Source organism: Ohtaekwangia kribbensis (assembly GCF_042676245.1).
Classification (GTDB): domain Bacteria; phylum Bacteroidota; class Bacteroidia; order Cytophagales; family Cyclobacteriaceae; genus Ohtaekwangia; species Ohtaekwangia kribbensis.
Genome location: NZ_JBHTKA010000001.1, coordinates 1,666,685 through 1,685,384 on the forward strand (window position 1 = coordinate 1,666,685; position 18,700 = coordinate 1,685,384).

Annotated in this window: 13 protein-coding genes; 6 read left to right on the plus strand and 7 right to left on the minus strand. The window is 44.5% G+C overall.

Annotated elements, in window-relative coordinates:
* Positions 1-112: 112 nt before the first annotated feature.
* Positions 113-358, plus strand: a complete 246-nt coding sequence (locus tag ACFQ21_RS06620) for an acyl carrier protein (RefSeq protein WP_377576572.1) — start codon at positions 113-115, stop codon at positions 356-358.
* A gap of 96 nt (positions 359-454) precedes the next feature.
* Here ACFQ21_RS06620 and ACFQ21_RS06625 read toward each other — a convergent pair whose 3' ends face one another.
* Positions 455-706 carry a hypothetical protein gene (locus ACFQ21_RS06625; RefSeq protein ID WP_377576575.1) on the minus strand — a complete coding sequence of 84 codons (252 nt, stop codon included), beginning with the start codon at positions 704-706 and terminating at the stop codon, positions 455-457.
* A gap of 21 nt (positions 707-727) precedes the next feature.
* Between ACFQ21_RS06625 and ACFQ21_RS06630 the strand changes: the two genes are divergently transcribed.
* Both ACFQ21_RS06630 and ACFQ21_RS06635 read left to right on the plus strand, forming a co-directional pair.
* Positions 728-1,639 (plus strand): diacylglycerol/lipid kinase family protein, encoded by a 912-nt coding sequence (locus tag ACFQ21_RS06630; protein ID WP_377576578.1) that lies wholly within the window; start codon positions 728-730, stop codon positions 1,637-1,639.
* Between the two features lie 72 nt (positions 1,640-1,711).
* Positions 1,712-2,845, plus strand: a complete 1,134-nt coding sequence (locus ACFQ21_RS06635) for a DUF2911 domain-containing protein (protein ID WP_377576581.1) — start codon at positions 1,712-1,714, stop codon at positions 2,843-2,845.
* Here the strand turns inward: ACFQ21_RS06635 and ACFQ21_RS06640 are convergent.
* The 6 genes from ACFQ21_RS06640 to ACFQ21_RS06665 all read right to left on the minus strand — a co-directional run bounded on the left by ACFQ21_RS06640 (position 2,828) and on the right by ACFQ21_RS06665 (position 15,150).
* A complete protein-coding gene (locus ACFQ21_RS06640; protein ID WP_377576585.1) occupies positions 2,828-4,771 on the minus strand; it encodes a sensor histidine kinase in 1,944 nt (647 codons plus the stop codon). The two genes, ACFQ21_RS06635 and ACFQ21_RS06640, sit on opposite strands and share 18 nt — an antisense overlap.
* Before the next feature lie 168 nt (positions 4,772-4,939).
* Entirely contained in the window at positions 4,940-5,860 is a 921-nt protein-coding gene (locus ACFQ21_RS06645; protein WP_377576588.1) for a hypothetical protein, read from the minus strand.
* Between the two features lie 20 nt (positions 5,861-5,880).
* A complete protein-coding gene (locus ACFQ21_RS06650; protein WP_377576590.1) occupies positions 5,881-7,563 on the minus strand; it encodes a SusD/RagB family nutrient-binding outer membrane lipoprotein in 1,683 nt (560 codons plus the stop codon).
* Positions 7,564-7,581: 18 nt separating this feature from the next.
* Complete coding sequence (locus ACFQ21_RS06655) at positions 7,582-10,830, minus strand: SusC/RagA family TonB-linked outer membrane protein (RefSeq protein ID WP_377576594.1); 3,249 nt, start codon at positions 10,828-10,830, stop codon at positions 7,582-7,584.
* Positions 10,831-11,561: 731 nt separating this feature from the next.
* On the minus strand, positions 11,562-12,194 hold the full coding sequence (locus ACFQ21_RS06660) for a response regulator (RefSeq protein ID WP_377576597.1): 633 nt from the start codon (positions 12,192-12,194) through the stop codon (positions 11,562-11,564).
* Positions 12,178-15,150, minus strand: a complete 2,973-nt coding sequence (locus ACFQ21_RS06665) for a ligand-binding sensor domain-containing protein (protein WP_377576600.1) — start codon at positions 15,148-15,150, stop codon at positions 12,178-12,180. The genes ACFQ21_RS06660 and ACFQ21_RS06665 overlap by 17 nt, the downstream gene beginning before the upstream one ends.
* 157 nt (positions 15,151-15,307) lie before the next feature.
* On the opposite strand from ACFQ21_RS06665, the gene ACFQ21_RS06670 reads away from it, so the two are divergent.
* The 3 genes from ACFQ21_RS06670 to ACFQ21_RS06680 all read left to right on the plus strand — a co-directional run bounded on the left by ACFQ21_RS06670 (position 15,308) and on the right by ACFQ21_RS06680 (position 18,674).
* Positions 15,308-17,686: an ABC transporter permease gene (locus ACFQ21_RS06670; RefSeq protein ID WP_377576603.1), complete on the plus strand. Its 2,379-nt coding sequence runs from the start codon at positions 15,308-15,310 to the stop codon at positions 17,684-17,686.
* A 126-nt stretch (positions 17,687-17,812) separates the two neighbouring features.
* Positions 17,813-18,379, plus strand: a complete 567-nt coding sequence (locus ACFQ21_RS06675) for an RNA polymerase sigma factor (RefSeq protein ID WP_377576606.1) — start codon at positions 17,813-17,815, stop codon at positions 18,377-18,379.
* The gene (locus ACFQ21_RS06680; protein ID WP_377576608.1) at positions 18,366-18,674 is read left to right on the plus strand and encodes a hypothetical protein; all 309 of its coding nucleotides are present in this window, start codon (positions 18,366-18,368) and stop codon (positions 18,672-18,674) included. Before ACFQ21_RS06675 ends, ACFQ21_RS06680 begins: the two co-directional genes overlap by 14 nt.
* The last annotated feature ends 26 nt before the right edge of the window (positions 18,675-18,700 follow it).

The window sequence follows — 18,700 nt, forward strand, 5'->3', positions numbered from 1 at the left end:
ATTGAGACACCCCATTTCGCTGATTACGAATCGCTTGAATCGATCTGAACGGGGATTTTAGAAATTTGAAACGGATTTAATACATTTGCCCCGATCCATACAACATCACGCTATGCAAGACATTCCTGAGAAAGTCACCAAAATTCTAACAGAAAAACTCGGCATCGCTGCATCTGAAATAACTCCCGAAGCCAATTTTGTAAAAGACCTTGGAATAGACTCCCTCGACTACGCTGAAATCGTGATGGAATTCGAGCAGACTTTCGACATTCGTATACCGGATGATGATGCCGAAAAACTCCAGACCTACGGACAAGCTGTAAGCTATATCCAGGACAAGGTGAGCAAGAAGAAGTAATTCAATTCTTCTCCGACTCAAAGTAACAACACAAACGTACTACCGTTTTGGCTGCCGCCTGTGTGAGCGGTTGCAGTATCGTATTGTCTGTTATGTTTACCAGTTGCCACGCAACGGGTCTCCATCCCACACAATCACAAATTTACCGGTGCCCATCAGCACAACATCCATCTCGTATAGTTCATCACCGGCTTTATCATACATACCGGTAAACGGGAGAAGTATATGATCTTTTTTATACAGCGCTCCTTTTACACAATCGATACTGTCGAGTCGCATCAGCAACCTGGTTTCAGTATTCCAGGCTTTGAACAATAACTTTCGCTGCGAGAGGAAATGCATGTCCATAAAAATTAGTAATGTTGAGGCGTGAACAACGAAGGTAAGAAGGTATTATTTATAGTCAACAAGTATGCAGGCACGGGCTACCAGCCGCAGGTTGAAGGACGCATTGTAGAGGCGTGCGTAAAAAATAACGCAGAGTGTACAGTTGAGTTTACGCAGGCTGCCGGTCATGCCGTAGAGCTTGCCGAAGGAGCGAAACAGCAGGGCTTTGATTTTGTTGTAGCCGTAGGAGGCGATGGAACCATTAACGAAGTAGCACGCGGTGCACTAAAGGCATCTATACCCATGGGCATTATACCGCGTGGCTCTGGCAACGGTCTCTCGCGACATCTTGGTATTCCACTCACCGTTGGTCAGGCAGCAGAGTCTTTATTTCAAAGTACAGTATTGAACATGGATACGTTTACCGTGAATGGCAAGCTTTCACTAAATGTATCGGGAATTGGTTTTGACGGACACATCGCGAATCTGTTTGGCGGCAAGACCAAACGCGGACTGGCCGGCTATGTAAAACTTACGGTGGAAGAGTTCTTTGCATTCCAGGAGTTTGATATGGAAGTATCGATCGATGGTATAACATTTCCGAGTCGCGCATTTATAGTGGCTATTGCCAATTCATCGCAGTACGGTAATAATGCACGCATCGCTCCCGCGGCTTCGGTGTGCGACCAGTTGTTGCATGTTACACTGGTAAAGAAGGTGCCGGTATATCGTGTTGATTTTGTATATAATATGTTTACGGGTGGTCTTAGCAATGCATCATCATTCTGCGATATGCGGGCCGCTAAATCTATAGCAATAAAAACATCCAAGCCTGTAGCATTCCATGTAGATGGCGAACCGGGCGGCCATCATACCGAGTTTGAAATTTCTTTGATGCCTGCCGCTCTTCAGGTTTTAGTGCCGACAAAAGCGCTTCAAAAAGGAACGCTGTAAATACCGTGTGGAGGGTGACATCGCAGCTGCGATACAATCGTTTAATTACTATATAATTAACCTTACAACCCCATGAAAAAAATTCTAGCTGTAGTCATGTGCCTGGCAGCAGGCATGAGCGCGTTCGCGCAAAGTATCTCTTTACCACCCAGTGGCGACAACCAGAGATCAAGTGTTACACAATGGATTGGTCCTGTCTCCGTAACTATCCAGTATAGCAGCCCGAATGTGCACGGGCCGAATGGTGAAGATCGTAAGGGTCACATCTGGGGCGAGCTGGTACATTATGGATTTGTAGACCAGGGCTATGGTACATCCAAGGCTGCACCGTGGCGTGCCGGTGCCAATGAAAATACTACGATCACTTTTTCGCACGATGTAAAGATCGGTGGCGAAAGTATCAAAGCCGGTACCTACGGACTTTTTCTCGATGTTGAAAAAGAAGGTAACTGGAACTGGATCTTCTCTACAAACTCAACGCGCTGGGGAAGTTATTACTATGATCCGAAAGAAGATGCACTGCGCGTAAAAACATCGCCTCAGGATGCAGAATATACCGAGTACCTTACCTTTAGCTTTACCGACCGTGAGGCTGCCAGTGCTGTAGCCTACCTGCAGTGGGAAAATAAACGTATACCGTTCAAGATTGATGTACCCCATGTAAATGAAATATACCTGTCGCAGATACGCGGAGAGCTGATGGGTAATCGCATGGGCTTTGACTATCAGCCCTGGATGGATGCAGCACAGTTTTGTGCACGTAACAAGATTAACCTCGAGGAAGCTTTGACATGGGCCGACAACGCGATCAGTGGTCAGTTTATAGGTCGCGAAGATTTTGCTTCACTCCAAACCAAAGCACAGGTGCTATATGCAATGAATCGCGATAGTGAGGCTGATGTTGTGATGGGTAAAGCTATCAAACACCCGACTGCGAATGTTGCTGAAGTACACCAGTATGGAAGAGCGTTACTGGCTGCCGGTAAAACGGATAAGGCTATGGAAGTATTCAAGACGAATCGCCAGCTTCACCCGGACGATAAATTTACTACCTATGTAGGCCTCGCCCGCGGCTATTCGGCAACAGGCGATAAAAAGAACGCTATCAAAAACTGGGAGATCGCGATCAAAAATATACCCGAAAATCAGAAAGCATTTTTACCGCAGTACGAAGCGGAAGTGAAGAAGTTAAAAGGAGGAGCTTAGTGCTCCTTCTTTTTCTATATAGGACTTGTGCAGTTGCAGGCTGAACGTGAACGTTGTTCCTTTACCCTCCTGACTTTTTACACCGATAGAGCCTCCGTTGTGTTCTATAAATTCCTTGATCAGCAACAAGCCTATACCAACTCCTTTTTCCTGGTTGGTACCGAGCTTGGTAAAATGTGTTTCGGCATTGAAGAGCTTTACAACATCATCGGCTGCTATACCTACACCGGAATCAGACACCGATATTTTCATATACCCTTTGTCTGTCGTATGCGAAATGGTAACAAGACCTTTGTGTGAGTTGAACTTGATGGCATTGGACAGCAGGTTGCGAAAGATCATGTGCAGGTGATTCTTGTCTGCGCGAACGTGCATATCTTTTTCGAGCTCGTTCACGATCTTTACATCTTTGCTGCGCGCGGTCTCATCGTACAGCGCTATAATTTTATCGGCAACTTCCTTGGCACATATAGGCTCTATATTTACCTGCAGTCCTTTTAATTGTGATTGCGACCAGTATAGTAAATTCTCCAGGTTCTCCTGCACCGAATCCAGGTTCTGCTTGAGTGTATTGGAAGCATACTGAAACTCTTCCTGCGTAAGACCGGTATCCTCCACTAAATTCATCAACCCCCGGAGACTTGCCAGTGGTCCGCGCAAATCGTGACTGATAATGGAGAATAATTTACTCTTGATCTCATTCATGTTGCCCAGCTGTAACGCCTGCAAGGCTATCTCGCGGTTCTTCTCGGCTAATTTATCGTGCGCGCGTTTTTTAATCTGGTTGTTATAGATCAATACAAACACAATAATGAGCACCAGGGTAAGGCAGCCGAACGAAAAGTATATCCACACGCGCTGGTTGTTGATCTCTTCCTGTTTCAATTCAGCATCTTTGGTGAGTAACTCGATTTGCGTTTCCTTCATCTCCGAATCAAAGCGAGCTTGCTGCAACGCCAGGTATTCGCTGTTCTTCTGATCGTATAGTGAATCGTGTATTAACTGATACGCTGTTTGATACTCCAATGCTTTCGAATGATTGCGCTTGGCCAGAAAGGCACTTGAAATAAGTTTATAGGTACTCTCCAGTTCATCCTGGTAGCCATACTTTTTAGCCAGCGCTACATTTTCAAAAAGATACTTCAGGGCAAAGTCGGGCTGGTTTCGCTCCAGGTATAGATGGCCGATTCTGCGAAGTACAGAAGCTTCGTGGTATGTTTTGGAATCGCCGCGTGCAAGTTGCAATGCCTGGCTGAACTTGATCAACCCGTTGTGATAATCCTTCCTATACATATCGATATCGCCCAGCACACGCAATACAGCACTGCGGGTATATTTATTCTCAACGCCGTTACTTAAGTCATAAGCACGCTGTGAGAAAAGTATAGCGGAATCATACTGATTATTACGCAGGTGTACATACGCTATATTCGCCAGCGTACGGGCCGCGGTAGCATGATCGCCAATGGCTTCGTTGAGTTTATAGGCACGCCTGAAATAATTATTAGCCTGCGCAAAAAGTTTCTGTTCAAAATATATAGCGGCTATACTGTTAATGCTGCGCGCCATGGTGGCGGTATCAAACTGCAGCTCGCTGGTTTGCAAAGCATCTACCGAAAGTTGAAAGGCTTCCGAAAGATTACCGAGGCGATAGTAAATCCACGCTAAATTCTCTTGTGCGGGAGCGAGTCCTGCCTGGTAATTTATATTCCGTGCAAGCTCGTACGCCTGTTGTGCATAGCGAAATGCCTTGGTATTGTTTCGTTCACGTAAAATAGTAACAAGACGATTGATGTGCAGCACCTTTGTGCTGTCGTCTGCATCATGCTGAATAGCATACTCTAGACTATCGACAGACTTATACTGGCACAATGCCACTAATGGTAGTAATAAAAAGGTTATTAAGGTAACAGACCTTAGGTGCATAATGCAGTAAAGTATGTTGCAACTACGGAATGTTAGGCTTCACTTTCTTAAAAAAATGGACTAAAAACCTACATGTGACTTTTCATCAACAAATTGTCAGGAAAGATAAAAGGCTGCCTCCTCAAATTGGAAACAGCCTTATTTCAAACTTTTGTTACAAAACCTGACTTACTTCTTGGTGAACGTTAGCGCACAATCGAAGCCCCCGAAACAAGCTGCGTTAGGGTATCTGACATTAACCGTAAACTGTCCATCATCCAGATCATCGTATAGTCCGGGACCGAGATCGTCAATGCTGGAGGTTGCTACATCCACATTACTTCCCCCTCCACATCCTAAACCTATACTTTGAGTTTGTACAAACACGCGACCACACGTCAAGTCTAAATCAAAGCCTATACCGGAGAACACGTTGTCTTCATCAATGGCCCATGTACCTGTAAATGTACGCTGCACAGGATTACCTGCTACGGTGGCCAACACTACATCGCCAGAAAAAAGTCCGCAGTCATCCGTAACGGTATAGGTACCGGTAAACGGAGATGACACAGAACATACCATCGGAAAGTTGAGCTGGCCGGTAAAGCTGGTAGTAGCTCCGGAAGGGAAGTAGGAATTTTCAGTATTGATATATTTCTTACCATCAAGATCAAGTGTATCCGGATATACTTTTCCGTTTTCAAGCTCTACTACATTATATATAGTAAATACATCACCTCCACCCAGTGAAGCAGGATCAACACCGGTTGCATCTGCAAACGCTGATAGCGGAACGGTAATTTTGGTTGTACCGTCATTGGTAATGGTAGCACCATCAATCTCGGCAAGGTTAAATCGCCAGGTGCGCGAATTGTTCAGGAACTGGTATAGTTCCACCACTACATTTACCTTTTTTATATTGTTGGTTTCCGAGTACATGGTGAACGTTACACTCGGATCAGTATCTGCCAGGTTAAACGATGTGGCGCTTGGTATCATACGGAAGTTAAAGCCTACTTCCGATTCATCTAACCCCAGTCTGCCCTGCTCTTCACAGGCAAACAAAACCACGAGGCCAAGCAACATCCATGAATATAGTATCTTCTTCATAATCATTTCTTTTAAGTTCATTACTTCATCCAGAATGGTTTAGCCTCATTGCTGGTTACTACTTTCTGTGCCGGAGCATTGCTGTTCACGGCCAGGTTATTGGTTGGCCATGGGTATGCAAATGGAAACTCTTTGGTGCGAATGGTGAAGCTGAGGTTATCGGTGTTGCCATCAAACAACAATGGGAAACCGGTTCTTCTGAAATCAGTATACATATCAACACCCCATCCGAAACTTGCTATCCATTTCTGCGTCATGATGTGTTCGAGTTTACCGGCATCATCGGCAGCATCGTATGCAGCGAGTACAGCATTTATATAGTTATCGCGTGCTGTTGTGGTAATTACCGGTGCACCGGCTGTTTCGGCTATCTCATTTACTTTGGCAAATGACGCACGCATGGCATCGCGAAATGTAAGTCGTGCATCGCCGGTTGCTGTGTTACTCAGGAATAACTCAGCCTGTATAAATTTCACAGCATAGTAATTCAGAAGACGTTGTGGTGTTTGCGGATAACCATTGAAGTTGGATGTACCACCTTCGCCATCATCATATTTACCACCCAGCGGATACAGGCCGGCAACGGTTTGAGAAGATCCCTGTCCATATCCTTCATTCGGATCTATATTCAGTGAGAATGCAAATACAGACACCATGCCGGTACCTTGTAAAGCAGGCACTTTGATAACGAACTCTTCTGTGTTTGGATCTATATATCCATAGCAGTATGAGCATGGATTCTCCGGTGAACTGGACTGACTTACCTCTCCTATCTGATTATAGAAATAGTATGGTATACGCGGATCAGTTACATCGATCTTTCCTCCATAGTCAGGATGATTGAAGGTGTTGAGGTTCGCCATAATCTCGTAGAAGTACGGACTGATATAGTAGTTTGCTGTGCCGGGCGCCCACTCTTGTACATAGCCGGGGTTACGGTTATCAGGACCTACGCTGGTGCCATACTCCATTTCGAAATCTTCTGCTTCGCTGCTGATGAAGTTATCTTCGGTGATCAATGCATCTACTTCAGCCGTTACGTCATCCACCAGTCTGATCTGGTTATATAGTTTAAGTTTTACCGAGTTGATAAACTTGATCCAGAGATCGGTATCACCACCGTAGAAGAGATCTTCATCGCCTACTTCAAATATAGACTCCTTCTCCAGGTTCGCTTTTGCTTCGTCAAGCAACGTGAGCAACTGTGGATATATAGCTTCACCCTGATCATATTTCGGTAAAAGATTCTGTGGAGCCTGATGTGCTTCTGAATACGGAACATCACCCCATAAGTCAACCATGATGCTATAGGTATAGGCTTTCATCGCCTGGGCCATACCCAGGTAAGGCCATGCTTCCTGCTCGGTTGCTTTTTTGATGATATTCTCATTATCAGCAAGTGCACGTGTATAGAGTACAAGCCAGGGCGATTGCACACCACTATCCGTACCCTGCACACCATAATCATTCTGGTTGCTGCGTTGTACAAGCTGGTGCATATAGGTGCTGGTTATCTGCGAGAGACCTGCCGTACTTGTACCAAGTGAACCTGCCATATCAAGTTGTACAGAAGGCAACAACAGTTCGAGCGATACATCGAGCGGGTTGCTCGGATCATCGTTTATATCCAGAAAATCTTTTTCGCAGCTCAGCAAGGTGAGACAAGCGAAGGCTGCTATTATTTTGTGAAATCTGAAACTCATAAGATTGCTTGTTAATGATTAAAAAGTAGCGCGCAGTGTTACAGCAAATCTTCTTGCGGAAGGAGTCGTGCTATATTCTATACCCTGTACATTGCGGGCACCGAACTGGTTTGTTTCCGGATCGTAGTTAAGATCTTTCGGCATGTGCGGTGAGTAATTCCACAAGTTGCGACCGGTTACACCAATACTTACTGCACCGAATGGTGTGCGTTGTAAAAGTGATTTCGGAAATGCATAGGTAATGGATGCTTCACGTAGCCTGTATGTTGTAGCATCGAACACAGACCATTCATCAGCTGCGTTCACTGCGAAGGTCTCACCAAAATATAGCGAGTTCACTTCGATCATGGTCTCATTCGGAATTTTGTTTCCTGCATCATCCAGGTAAGGCTCGAATGTTTCCGGGTTACCATATACTCCTTTGAGTATAGCATTGCCTTCACGATCGGCCTGGTATGCCAGTACTCCACGACCTAATATAGAGTTAGCGGTTGTTGAGAACAGATCGCCACCCTGGCGTAAATCCCATAGTGCAGATATAGTCAATCCTTTGAACGTTACTGTATTGGTTATACCGAGAATGAAATCAGGGTTTGGGTTACCGATAAGCTCCGGATTGAGTTTGCGTATAAACTGTCCGCTGGACGGATCAATCAACAGATTACCTTCATCATCACGCGCATCTACTGTGCCGAGTAACTGTCCATATTGTTCGCCTGGTCTGTGAACGGAAATTACGGAACCGGTAAATCCTGAACCGAATTGTATTTCACTTACCCCCTGGCGCAGTTCAAGGATCTCGTTACGGTTACGGGTAAATGAACCTAATATAGTCCACGATAAACCATTGCTCAGTTGTACCGGTGTTACAGAAACACCAAGCTCTATACCTTTATTGGTAACAGTACCAAAGTTGGTAAGCTGCGCCTGGAATCCGGTTTCTTCCGGTAATGATATCTGTGCAATCTGATCGCTTGATTTTTTATCATAGTATGTGAAATTTATACCGATGCGATCGTTCCACAGAGCAAGATCAAAACCTGCTTCTACTTCGCGTGTTTTTTCCGGTTTCAGGTTCGGATCAGACAACACAGCACTTTGCCCGGCAGTAGGTATAGTAGCGCCACCTGCAGGTGTAAAAGGTCTGCCGGCTGCATTGCCAGTAACATTATCGTAGTCGTTAACTATATATACTGTGTTGAGCAGGTATGGATCGGTATCATTACCTACGTTAGCCCAACCTCCGCGGATCTTTATACTGTTGATTAAACCGGGTTGCATACCCAACGCTTCATTGAGTATAATAGACGCATTGGCGGCCGGATAGAAGAAGCTTCTGTTTTTTACAGGCAACGTAGAAGACCAATCGTTCCGACCTGTTAATGTCAGGAACGCCCAGTCTTTATAGCCTAAACTTACATCACCATAAAAACCATATAGTCTTCTGCGCGAGTAACTTCCTCCGTTCGGTGTAACATCATTTGTATTATCGATATCATCTATATTAAATACAACATACCCTACACCATTAACCGATTGTGTCTGGCTGGTGCGCTGGTTTACGTTCCATCCCACGAGGGCACGTATATTCAGATTCTCCCCTATATCTTTTGTTGCTGTAGCAATCAGATCGGAGTTTATCTCATCGTGTGTTACGTTTAACTCTGTAATAGTACCAAGCGGACTACCTGCACCGTTCGGTCGCTGAAATTCTACCTGGCGTTGTGAGAATGCATTCATACCAATGCGATACGATACATTCAACCAGTCGAGTATATCATACGATGCATTCACGGAAGCTACATACCGATCTACCTTTCCGCGTATACCGGTATTCTTCACAGACCAGTACGGGTTGTTTACCTGGTCTCTTCCTACCATGAACTCACTTCCGTTATCAACCGGATTTTGATAAGGCTGTCCCTGGACATCCCAGTTACGACCGAAATATAGCGTACGTGCAAAAGCTGACGGATCGCCTGATGTAGCACTCGGTGCGCCACTCAACACACCATCCTGCAATGAACGGGTATAGGCAAGATTAGCTCCTATAATGAGACCGTTAGCCAATGTAGTTTTACCACCGAGACTGATGTTGTGGCGAAGGAACTCTGTTTCGGGAACAAAACCTTTTTGATTGAGTTGAGACAATGTTACAGATATAGCGGACTTCTCGTTACCACCGGATATAGAGATTGAGTTTTCAAAGATCTGTCCTGTCTCAAAAAAATCTTTTACGTTATTGGGGTATGCGCGGTATGGAACTTTTACACCATCGTAATTACTCATACCATTTCGTCCGGCATACCAGTGCGGTATAGAGTCCAGAGTAGCATACGGCCGTGTACCGATGAACGGAGCTCCCCACGATCCGTTGGCCTGTGCATACGAAAAGTTAGAACCGGTTCCGTATGTATTCTGGAAGTTTGGCAGGTTGGCAATTTTCTCGATGCCGTATGTTCCGCTATACGTAACTTCGAGTCCCTTTTTACTCGCGGTAGCAGAACCTGATTTTGTTGTGATAACGATCACACCATTTGCAGCACGTGCACCATACAACGCTGCAGCTGTAGCACCTTTCAGAATGGATATAGACTTGATATCATTCGGATCGAGATCGGATATACGACTGGAGAATGCACCACCGGATGTAAGACCACCGGTGTTGGTGTTCGTTCCTTCGGTAGTAACATAATCGTTGTTATAGGGTATACCATCTACTACAAACAACGGCTGATTGCTGTTCAGCATCGAAGAGTTACCGCGTATAGTAATGCGCGTAGAACTTCCGGGAGCACCGCTGGAAGATATAATATTTACCCCCGGCACTTTTCCGGTAAGTGCGCGCAACGGATCAGGTTCTGATACCTGCTGCACTTTGTTACCGCCCACTGTCTCAACGGAGTAGCCAAGAGCTTTTTTCTCACGCTCGATACCAACAGCCGTTACAATTACTTCACCGAGTTGTGTGATGTCCTGCGACATCTGCAAATCAACCGTGGTGCGTTCTCCGATCTCAACTTCCTGTGTTATTAATCCGATGAACGAAAAAATCAATGTACCACCGGATGCCGGTGCGCGCAAGGTATAATTACCTTCCACATCGGTTACAGTACCCGTAGTAGTGCCTTTCACCACCACATTCACTCCGGGCAAGGCTGTCCCGTCTTCTTTCGCTGTTACCTTACCGGTAACGGTTCGCTCTTGTGCCCATGCAACAGTTATATGCAAGAGGCAAAAGCAGCATGCTAGTAAAATCTTCCTCATACAAGTTGGGTTTGTTATAAAAATCGACTCCACCCCCCAAGCCGCAAGCGGTTGGCAGCGATGTTATACCAAAACTCACAAAAGGAAATGCGAAATAAATGACTACCGAGTCGGTATATTGGATATCAATAAATAACGTATGGAGGGTTATATTTTATTGCGAATGGCGTGAGCAGGCGATTGAAGGTAGAATCACGCTACATACTATATATAGCTGTGCCTGCAGGCTGACGAATAAGACACTAAACGCACAACATTTTGCTATACCGACATTACATGATGATTAGAAATTATACATCACCGCTCCGTGCATCCGTGAAGCTTCCGTGTCCTAAGTATATATATAAACGTTTGTTAGTATAAATGATGCATAATGTTGCTTATCGTGAATGAGACAGTTCTGCGTGTAGCCCAGGGGATATTTTTCTACAAATGAAAATCAACACGAAACACGATTGGACAGAAATAAAAAAGCCCCTCCGTCTGAGGGGCAAATCCTTCTGAAATTTTTTTCATTAACCTAAACTTATGAAGAAATTTCTACTTGTATGAGGAAGGATTGTGTCGTAAAGTTTCAATGTTACTAGTTAAATTCTATCACCCAATACGGTTGATTTTATAATATGTTTCACTCACAACAACAGAAAAGTCCGGTAATTTTCATTCACCGGACTTTTCCTGATGCAGTGTTTTGCATTTACTATTAAAAATGTGTGCCGTGTCGGTTAACGTTAGATTAATTTTTCGAGGTTCGCTTTCGCGATAGCTTCTGATTTACTGTTAACCTGCAACTTCGAGTAAATATTTTTGATGTGTGTCTTCGCGGTTTCTTTGGAGATGAACAACTCTTCTGATATCTGCGTATAGGTTTTGCCCTCTGAAATGAGCTGCAGAATCTCTGTCTCACGCTTGGTAAGCGGTGAGTTTGGGTTGACGTGAAAGTTGTCGATAACCATGCGTGCTATACGGCTACTCATAGGTGCTCCTCCTTTTACTATTTCTTCCAATGCTGCGAGCAACTCCATGTAGTTGGCACTCTTGGTTATATACCCGGATGCCCCGGCTTTGAGTGCTTCAAATACAAGCTCGCTATCTTCATAAACGGTAACCATCACGATATCGGTATGCGGACTCTTGTCTTTAATCACCTTCGTACCTTGTATACCGTTCATGCCGGGCAACTCTACATCCATCAAAACAATTTCAGGCTTGTCGCGATTCAGATTGTCGATGGCTTCTTCGCAGCTTCCATAGGCATTTACCACCATGAACTTCTGCGAGCTGTTTACGATCAGATTAAAACTGTTGCGTATTTCCTGATCGTCTTCCACGATCATAACGCGCTTCTTAAAGGGCAAGGCCATACTTGAGCGTTTTGGTTAGTTTGAAGTTTAAGGTAATCTTGGTTCCGTGATGCTTCACACTGGTTATACGTAAAACACCGTGAATCCTGTCGGCTCTTTCACGAATATTTTGAAGACCGTTTGATTTTTCTATATCACCGGTCAAAAAGCCAATACCATCGTCTTCGAAACTCATCTCAAAACCCTGATCGTCTGTCCTCCTCAACTGCAAGGCTACGTTACGGGCTTCCGAATATTTGAATGCGTTGGTCATAGCTTCCTTAAAGATCAGGTTCGCCTCGCGACTGAAACCGTATGGAAGTTTGATCTTCTCTTTTACTTCATTGAAAGCGCGGAACTGAATATTCTTCTCCTCAAAAAGTTTCTCACCAAAATCACGGATGTGTATAAACAGTTTGGACAGTTCATCATTCACCGGGTCGATAGACCAGATAAAGTCGCGCGTACCGGTATAGAGATACTTCGCAGAGTCTTCCACTTTGGTATACAGGTCGCTGCTGCCAATACCCGTACCGTTGCCATTGCCATTACCATTGGTATAGCCGTTGAGCTTCAGCAGACTTATATAGTTAATGATGCGTGTAAGCTGGTTCCCCATTTCATCGTGGAAGTCGCGCGCAATTTCTTTTCGCAGCGTTTCCTGTTCTTTCGCGCGGATGCGTTCCATCATCAGCATCTTGTTTACTTTTTGCCGCACGCGCAGGTACATGATGAGCGTGATGATACCGGCTATCAAAATCAACAGCCCCACAACAAATGATGTAGTCTGATAAAACGGAGCCTTCACGGAAAATGCATACGCTATTTTTTTATGACTCCAGCTTCCTTCCTTATCGGTACTCATCACATGAAACACGTAATTACCCGGAGGAAGATTGCTATAGGTAACTTCGCTCATGGAAGAAGGCTGCGACCATTTCTTATCAAAGTTCTCGAGGTAATATTTAAACTTGACTGATTTAGGATAGCGCTTGTCTACACGGTTAAAGTAAAATGTAACGTGATTCCGATCCGGTGGAAGTTGAGGATTTACGGGTATCTTGAAGAAGCCATCTGTTGTATCTGAGTATTCGCGTGGTTCATACTCACCGTAAAATATATCTACGTCAGTAAGGTGCAGATCAAATGATTTACCCGGCTCATCACTCAGATCGTTGAATTCATACAACCCATCCACCAAACCAAAATACTTGTGGCCTCCTGACAGATCAAACGCATTGAGATTGGTTTCTACTCCGGTAAGTCCGTTGTCATAACCATAGTATAAATTCTCCTGTATTTCGAGTTTACGATCGAGCTTAACACGATTTATACCTTTCTCCGTACCAATCCACAGGTTGTCTTTATCATCTGCAGCAGCAAAATATATAAAGTCAGAAGCAAGGCCTTGTTCCGTTGTTACAAACTTGCGCGTACGTGTTTTCGGATTGAAGATAACAACACCTGCTCCACCGGTACCCAGCGTCAGTAATGAATCCTGGTACGGAAGAATACTCATGATCGATGTATTGCTCAGCCCGGCAATTTGTACCACATCGAGTTTCCCATCACGCATCGTTTGTATATTCAGATCCGTGGCTACAAACAAAGTTTTATACCGCTTCGAATAATGCAGGTGCCATATACCGTTACTCAGCAATCCGTTTGTTGTATTATAGTTATGAAACTCCTTGCCATCGTAATGAGACAGTCCGCCACCGGTGCCGGCCCACAGATCGCCATTTTCATCAAACTCGATCGCGGATATCAGATTACCGGAGAGCCCATTTTCCCGTGTATACCAGATAAATTTGTTGTGTGCTTCATCGTATTTGCCTAGCCCGAACGTTGTGCCCACCCATATAGTACCATCGGGAGCCTGCTTCACAACACCGATGCTGTTTCGATAGGATTCGTGCGGATCGACAAACGAAGTTGTCTTTCCGTTCTTGATGCGATGCAGTCCTTTATTCAGTGTCCCAATCCATTTTGCCCCGCGCCTGTCGTTTAGTATAGACATGACACCGCGCAGATTCTCGGAGCTGCAGCGATTAAAATCCTGAATGAAATATTTATAGAGCCCGCGACCGTCTGATGCAAACCACGTGTTGCCTTCGGAATCTTTCAGCACCTGCAAAACCGAGACATCTTTTAATATCGTATCACGCTTTACTTCATTGCCTGTTACCTTCTCACGCAGCAGGTTCGCGCCATCGCGTGTCCAGAAAACATCTTCCTTTTCATCGTATAGCAGAATCATGTGCTTTAACGGCAACTGCAAGGGTTCTACTTTGCGCTCTTTATAATTTACAATGAAATACCCGACTGAACTTCGAAATGCGATGTTGCTCTTGTATATAAAGGGATAATACGTTTTACCCGTCTCAACATCAGAAGAAAATGAGAACGACTCGTTGGGTGTCTTTACATAGTATGAGCCATCATCCAGAAAAAAGCAATGTACACCCTGCGGTGTTTGTATAGCGCGCCAGATAAACTTTCCTTCTACCAGTGTTTTATTCCAGTAGTGCAGCGAGTCCTGGTATATCTTTCCTATACCATTGCCGGCCAGAAAAAATATAGAGTCTCCCAACTCATATATCCTCCTATACATAACATGTTGTCCCTTTTTATTTTGAAAGCGCTTGAAGGTATGCCCGTTAAAGCGCGTAACGCCATGTGCATGGAGTATCCATATATTATGATGACGATCGATGAGTAGTGATGTGATGTTGTTGGAGAACAAACCATCTTTGGTAGTATATACTTTGAACTCCTTGCCATCGAAGCGGGCAAGTCCTCCTCCCTGTGTGGCGATCCATAAATATCCGTTGCTGTCTTCAACAACCGAAGTGACCTGCGACTGGGGTAATCCGTCAACGGCAGTATAATTGCGCGTTGAGTATGGATAATTCTGAGCCCAGCCTGCTTGTGTTAAAAGAAGGAAAATGATACAGAAAAAACGGCACCGGCTCATACAAATATTCTTACAAAGAACGAGTATCCGGAATGAACTGTTATCACGCATATTTCGGTATTTAACTTCTTTACAGTCTATCTGCAAAAAAATACAGCTTGCTGCAACCCCGGCACGGTAAATTAAGTCTTATTGGTGTTTTTTAAACCCGGAATCTATGATCAAAAACTATTTCCTCATTGCTTTTCGAAGCCTGCGCAAACACTTGTCGTATTCCCTTATCAACGTGTTCGGCCTGAGTCTTGGCCTCGCCACCTGCCTGTTGCTGGTAATGTGGATCAAACACGAACTAAGTTACGATAAGTTTCACGAAAAGGCTGATCGTATTTACCGCGGTTGTCTCGAATATAGCTTCGGTGGCCAGACCTCCAAAACACCGGTATCACCAACAGCGCTACTGCCTGCCATGCAAAAGAACTTTGCGGAAGTTGAGACAGGCGTGCGTATCTATAACGCTTCGGCTTACAACGGCTTTATTCTTCAACATGATGATAAGTTATTCCAGGAGCATGGCTTTAGCTATGCAGATAGTACGTTCTTCCATGTATTCTCCTTCCCACTGCTCAAAGGCAATCCCGACAAGGCTTTAACAGAACCCAACTCTGTTATACTGACGCGCTCGATGGCCAAGAAGTATTTTGACAGTGAAGATATCATTGGTAAAACGATAAAGGTTAATAACGATGCAGCGTATACCATTACCGGGTTAATGGAAGATGTTCCGACAAACTCTACATTGAAACTTGATTTTATAGCTTCGTTCTCTTCATTACCTGCTTCGCGCGAAGCCATTTGGTGGACGGCCAATTACGAAACCTATATAGTGCTGGCTCCCCAAACGAACGTAGCATCACTGGTAAGCAAGACCAATGAGCTTGTAAAAAAAGAAGTAGCCTCTGACCTGACCAACCCGGGCGATTATGTAAAGTATAATTTCTTCCAGTTGAAAGATATATACTTGCACTCCGGCCTGGCGAGTGATGTGCAGTATATCTATATATTTGGCTCCATTGCTTTACTGGTTTTACTTATAGCCTGCATCAACTACATTAACCTGGCAACAGCACGTGCTGCCGACCGCGCGAAGGAAGTTGGCATCCGCAAGGTAGTGGGTGCGTTGCGCCAGCAACTCTTCCTTCAGTTCATCAGCGAATCTGTTGTTATTACGTTTATAGCACTGGTGGTCGCGTTTATTATCGCAAAGATTAATTTACCGCTCTTCAACCAGATCACCGGCAAGCAATTCGATTCTTCGTTACTCTTTCATCCGCAGTTTATACTGGCATCGGTTGGCGCAGCCGTTACCATTGCTATACTCGCGGGCGCATACCCGGCATTTGCCATTACAGGTTTTAAACCGGTACGCGTATTGAAAGGTAATTTTAAAACTTCGGGCAAAGGCATCTGGTTACGGCAAAGCCTCGTGGTAACACAGTTCAGTATTTCCATTATACTCATCATCGGTACGATTGTCGTGCTCAATCAGCTTTCTTTTATTCAGAGCAAAAAACTGGGCTATAGCAAAGACAATGTTGTGATTATACCGATGGATGCACAAACGAAAAAGGTATACAATGAATTAAAAACCGAGATACTGCGCAGTGGCATTGCCACGCATGTTGCACGTGCTATCGAATCGCCCACACAGATTAATGGTGGTTACTCCTTAACGTTGCCCGGGTCTGCAAACCAGATCGGCATGATGGTTACAGCCAACGCTGTAGATCCTGATTTTATACCGGCACTGAACATGGAGATTGTAGCGGGACGCAACTTTACCGAGAATGACTATATACGCATGGAGAAGGATACTATATACTCATTTGTATTGAATGAATCCACTATTAAAGAACTCGGACTAACCAACGAGCATGCCATTGGCACTACGATCGATATGAATAACCGTAAAGGTGAAATTGTAGGCATTGTAAAAGATTTTCACTTTGCACCACTGCAACAGAAGATAGCACCGCTTATACTCTTTACAGAGTCGTATCAGCTGAGCGCTATATTTATAAAATTGAAAGAAGGCAATACACACGAACAAATTGCCGGGCTGAAATCAATCTGTACTACCGTTACACCTCATCGGCCGTTTGAGTATACATTTCTGGATCAGGAGTATAATGCGATGTATGCCAACGAAGAACGCATGAGCATGGTGAGCACTACGTTTGCAACCTTAACGATTATAATTGCCTGCCTCGGATTGTTCGGTCTCGTTTCATTTTCTGCGGCACAAAAAACAAAAGAGATCGGCATTCGAAAAGTTATGGGCGCCACAGCGTCAGGCATCGTACTTCTTATTACCAAAGATTTCACCAAGCTTGTTATCATCGCCATTGGTATTGCCATACCCGTGGCTTATTGGTTAATGCAGCAATGGCTGAACGATTTTGCATATCGCACTGATTTAAGTGTATGGCCATTTGTTATGGCCGCTTTACTTTCCATTGTCATTGCATTTGGCACAGCCAGCTTCCAGGCCGTCCGTGCAGCACTTATCAACCCCGTTGACACATTGCGAAGTGAATAAATATCATCTCTTAGCCGATCGTTGCGTGTGAATAGCGCACGATCGGCTATGAGTATAACTAAAATTACCCGCCACTTGTGACTTTGTTTATTCCTTCGGATTATAGTGTTGTAGTTGCAGCGCAGCATGACAGAAGCCGAGATACAACACGAGTACGCCATCCTGGAACGGGCCAAGCGGAATCCTAAGGCTTTCGGAGAGCTTTACGAAAAATACTTTGACCGCATTTTCAACTTCATTTACCGCCAAACCGATGATGAAGAACTGACGGATGATCTTTGTTCGCAGACTTTTTTAAGTGTGCTTAAAAATATAGGCCGTTATGAATTTCGCGGGGTGCCTTTCTCCGCCTGGCTATACAAGATTGCCAGCAATGAAGTGAACAAACACTATCGCAAAAAGAAGAACGACAAAGTATTCAGCATTGAAGAAGTGCGCGTACGCGAGTTGTTCGAGCAGGCAAATGACGGCTGGGATGAAGAGATGATGGAGCAATTGCTGCGGTACTTCAAAGAATTACCCACCGATATGCTGCAAGTATTGGAGCTTCGCTTTTTTGAAGACAAAGATTTTAAGGAAATTGCTTTCATCCTCGATATAACCGAGAGCGGAGCAAAGATGCGAACCTACAGGGCATTAGACCGATTACGAAAAAACTTTAACATACGCATTAAGTACGATGTCAAGGAATGAAATACGATTGAGGCGTACGATCAGTCCCGGGCAGATAGCACGGCACCGGAACTATAACAAGCTTATGGCAAGGCATTCGCGTTACATAAAAATGAAACGCTCCATCATTGCTTTGGTATATGTACTGATTATTATACTGATGATACTACTCTATATGCTGGTGAGACGTGCCGAGCATCAAAAGCAATTGCAGAAGAACGGCAAGAATGTTGCCTGGATCATGAAGCACAACCACGACTCCGGTTGTGAATCCATCGACAACTATATATTTAAACAGAAAAAGGTCGCGGAGTAATACTACATCCGCGACCTTTTTCCCTG

What these genes read in the sequence shown, in the direction of transcription:
- ACFQ21_RS06665 (WP_377576600.1), bottom strand. Translation starts at nt 15,150, where the DNA reads ATGAGCCGGTGCCGTTTTTTCTGTATCATTTTCCTTCTTTTAACACAA.
- ACFQ21_RS06650 (WP_377576590.1), bottom strand. Translation starts at nt 7,563, where the DNA reads ATGAGTTTCAGATTTCACAAAATAATAGCAGCCTTCGCTTGTCTCACC.
- ACFQ21_RS06645 (WP_377576588.1), bottom strand. Translation starts at nt 5,860, where the DNA reads ATGAAGAAGATACTATATTCATGGATGTTGCTTGGCCTCGTGGTTTTG.
- ACFQ21_RS06620 (WP_377576572.1), top strand. Translation starts at nt 113, where the DNA reads ATGCAAGACATTCCTGAGAAAGTCACCAAAATTCTAACAGAAAAACTC.
- ACFQ21_RS06625 (WP_377576575.1), bottom strand. Translation starts at nt 706, where the DNA reads ATGGACATGCATTTCCTCTCGCAGCGAAAGTTATTGTTCAAAGCCTGG.
- ACFQ21_RS06655 (WP_377576594.1), bottom strand. Translation starts at nt 10,830, where the DNA reads ATGAGGAAGATTTTACTAGCATGCTGCTTTTGCCTCTTGCATATAACT.
- ACFQ21_RS06680 (WP_377576608.1), top strand. Translation starts at nt 18,366, where the DNA reads ATGTCAAGGAATGAAATACGATTGAGGCGTACGATCAGTCCCGGGCAG.
- ACFQ21_RS06640 (WP_377576585.1), bottom strand. Translation starts at nt 4,771, where the DNA reads ATGCACCTAAGGTCTGTTACCTTAATAACCTTTTTATTACTACCATTA.
- ACFQ21_RS06635 (WP_377576581.1), top strand. Translation starts at nt 1,712, where the DNA reads ATGAAAAAAATTCTAGCTGTAGTCATGTGCCTGGCAGCAGGCATGAGC.
- ACFQ21_RS06670 (WP_377576603.1), top strand. Translation starts at nt 15,308, where the DNA reads ATGATCAAAAACTATTTCCTCATTGCTTTTCGAAGCCTGCGCAAACAC.
- ACFQ21_RS06660 (WP_377576597.1), bottom strand. Translation starts at nt 12,194, where the DNA reads ATGGCCTTGCCCTTTAAGAAGCGCGTTATGATCGTGGAAGACGATCAG.
- ACFQ21_RS06675 (WP_377576606.1), top strand. Translation starts at nt 17,813, where the DNA reads ATGACAGAAGCCGAGATACAACACGAGTACGCCATCCTGGAACGGGCC.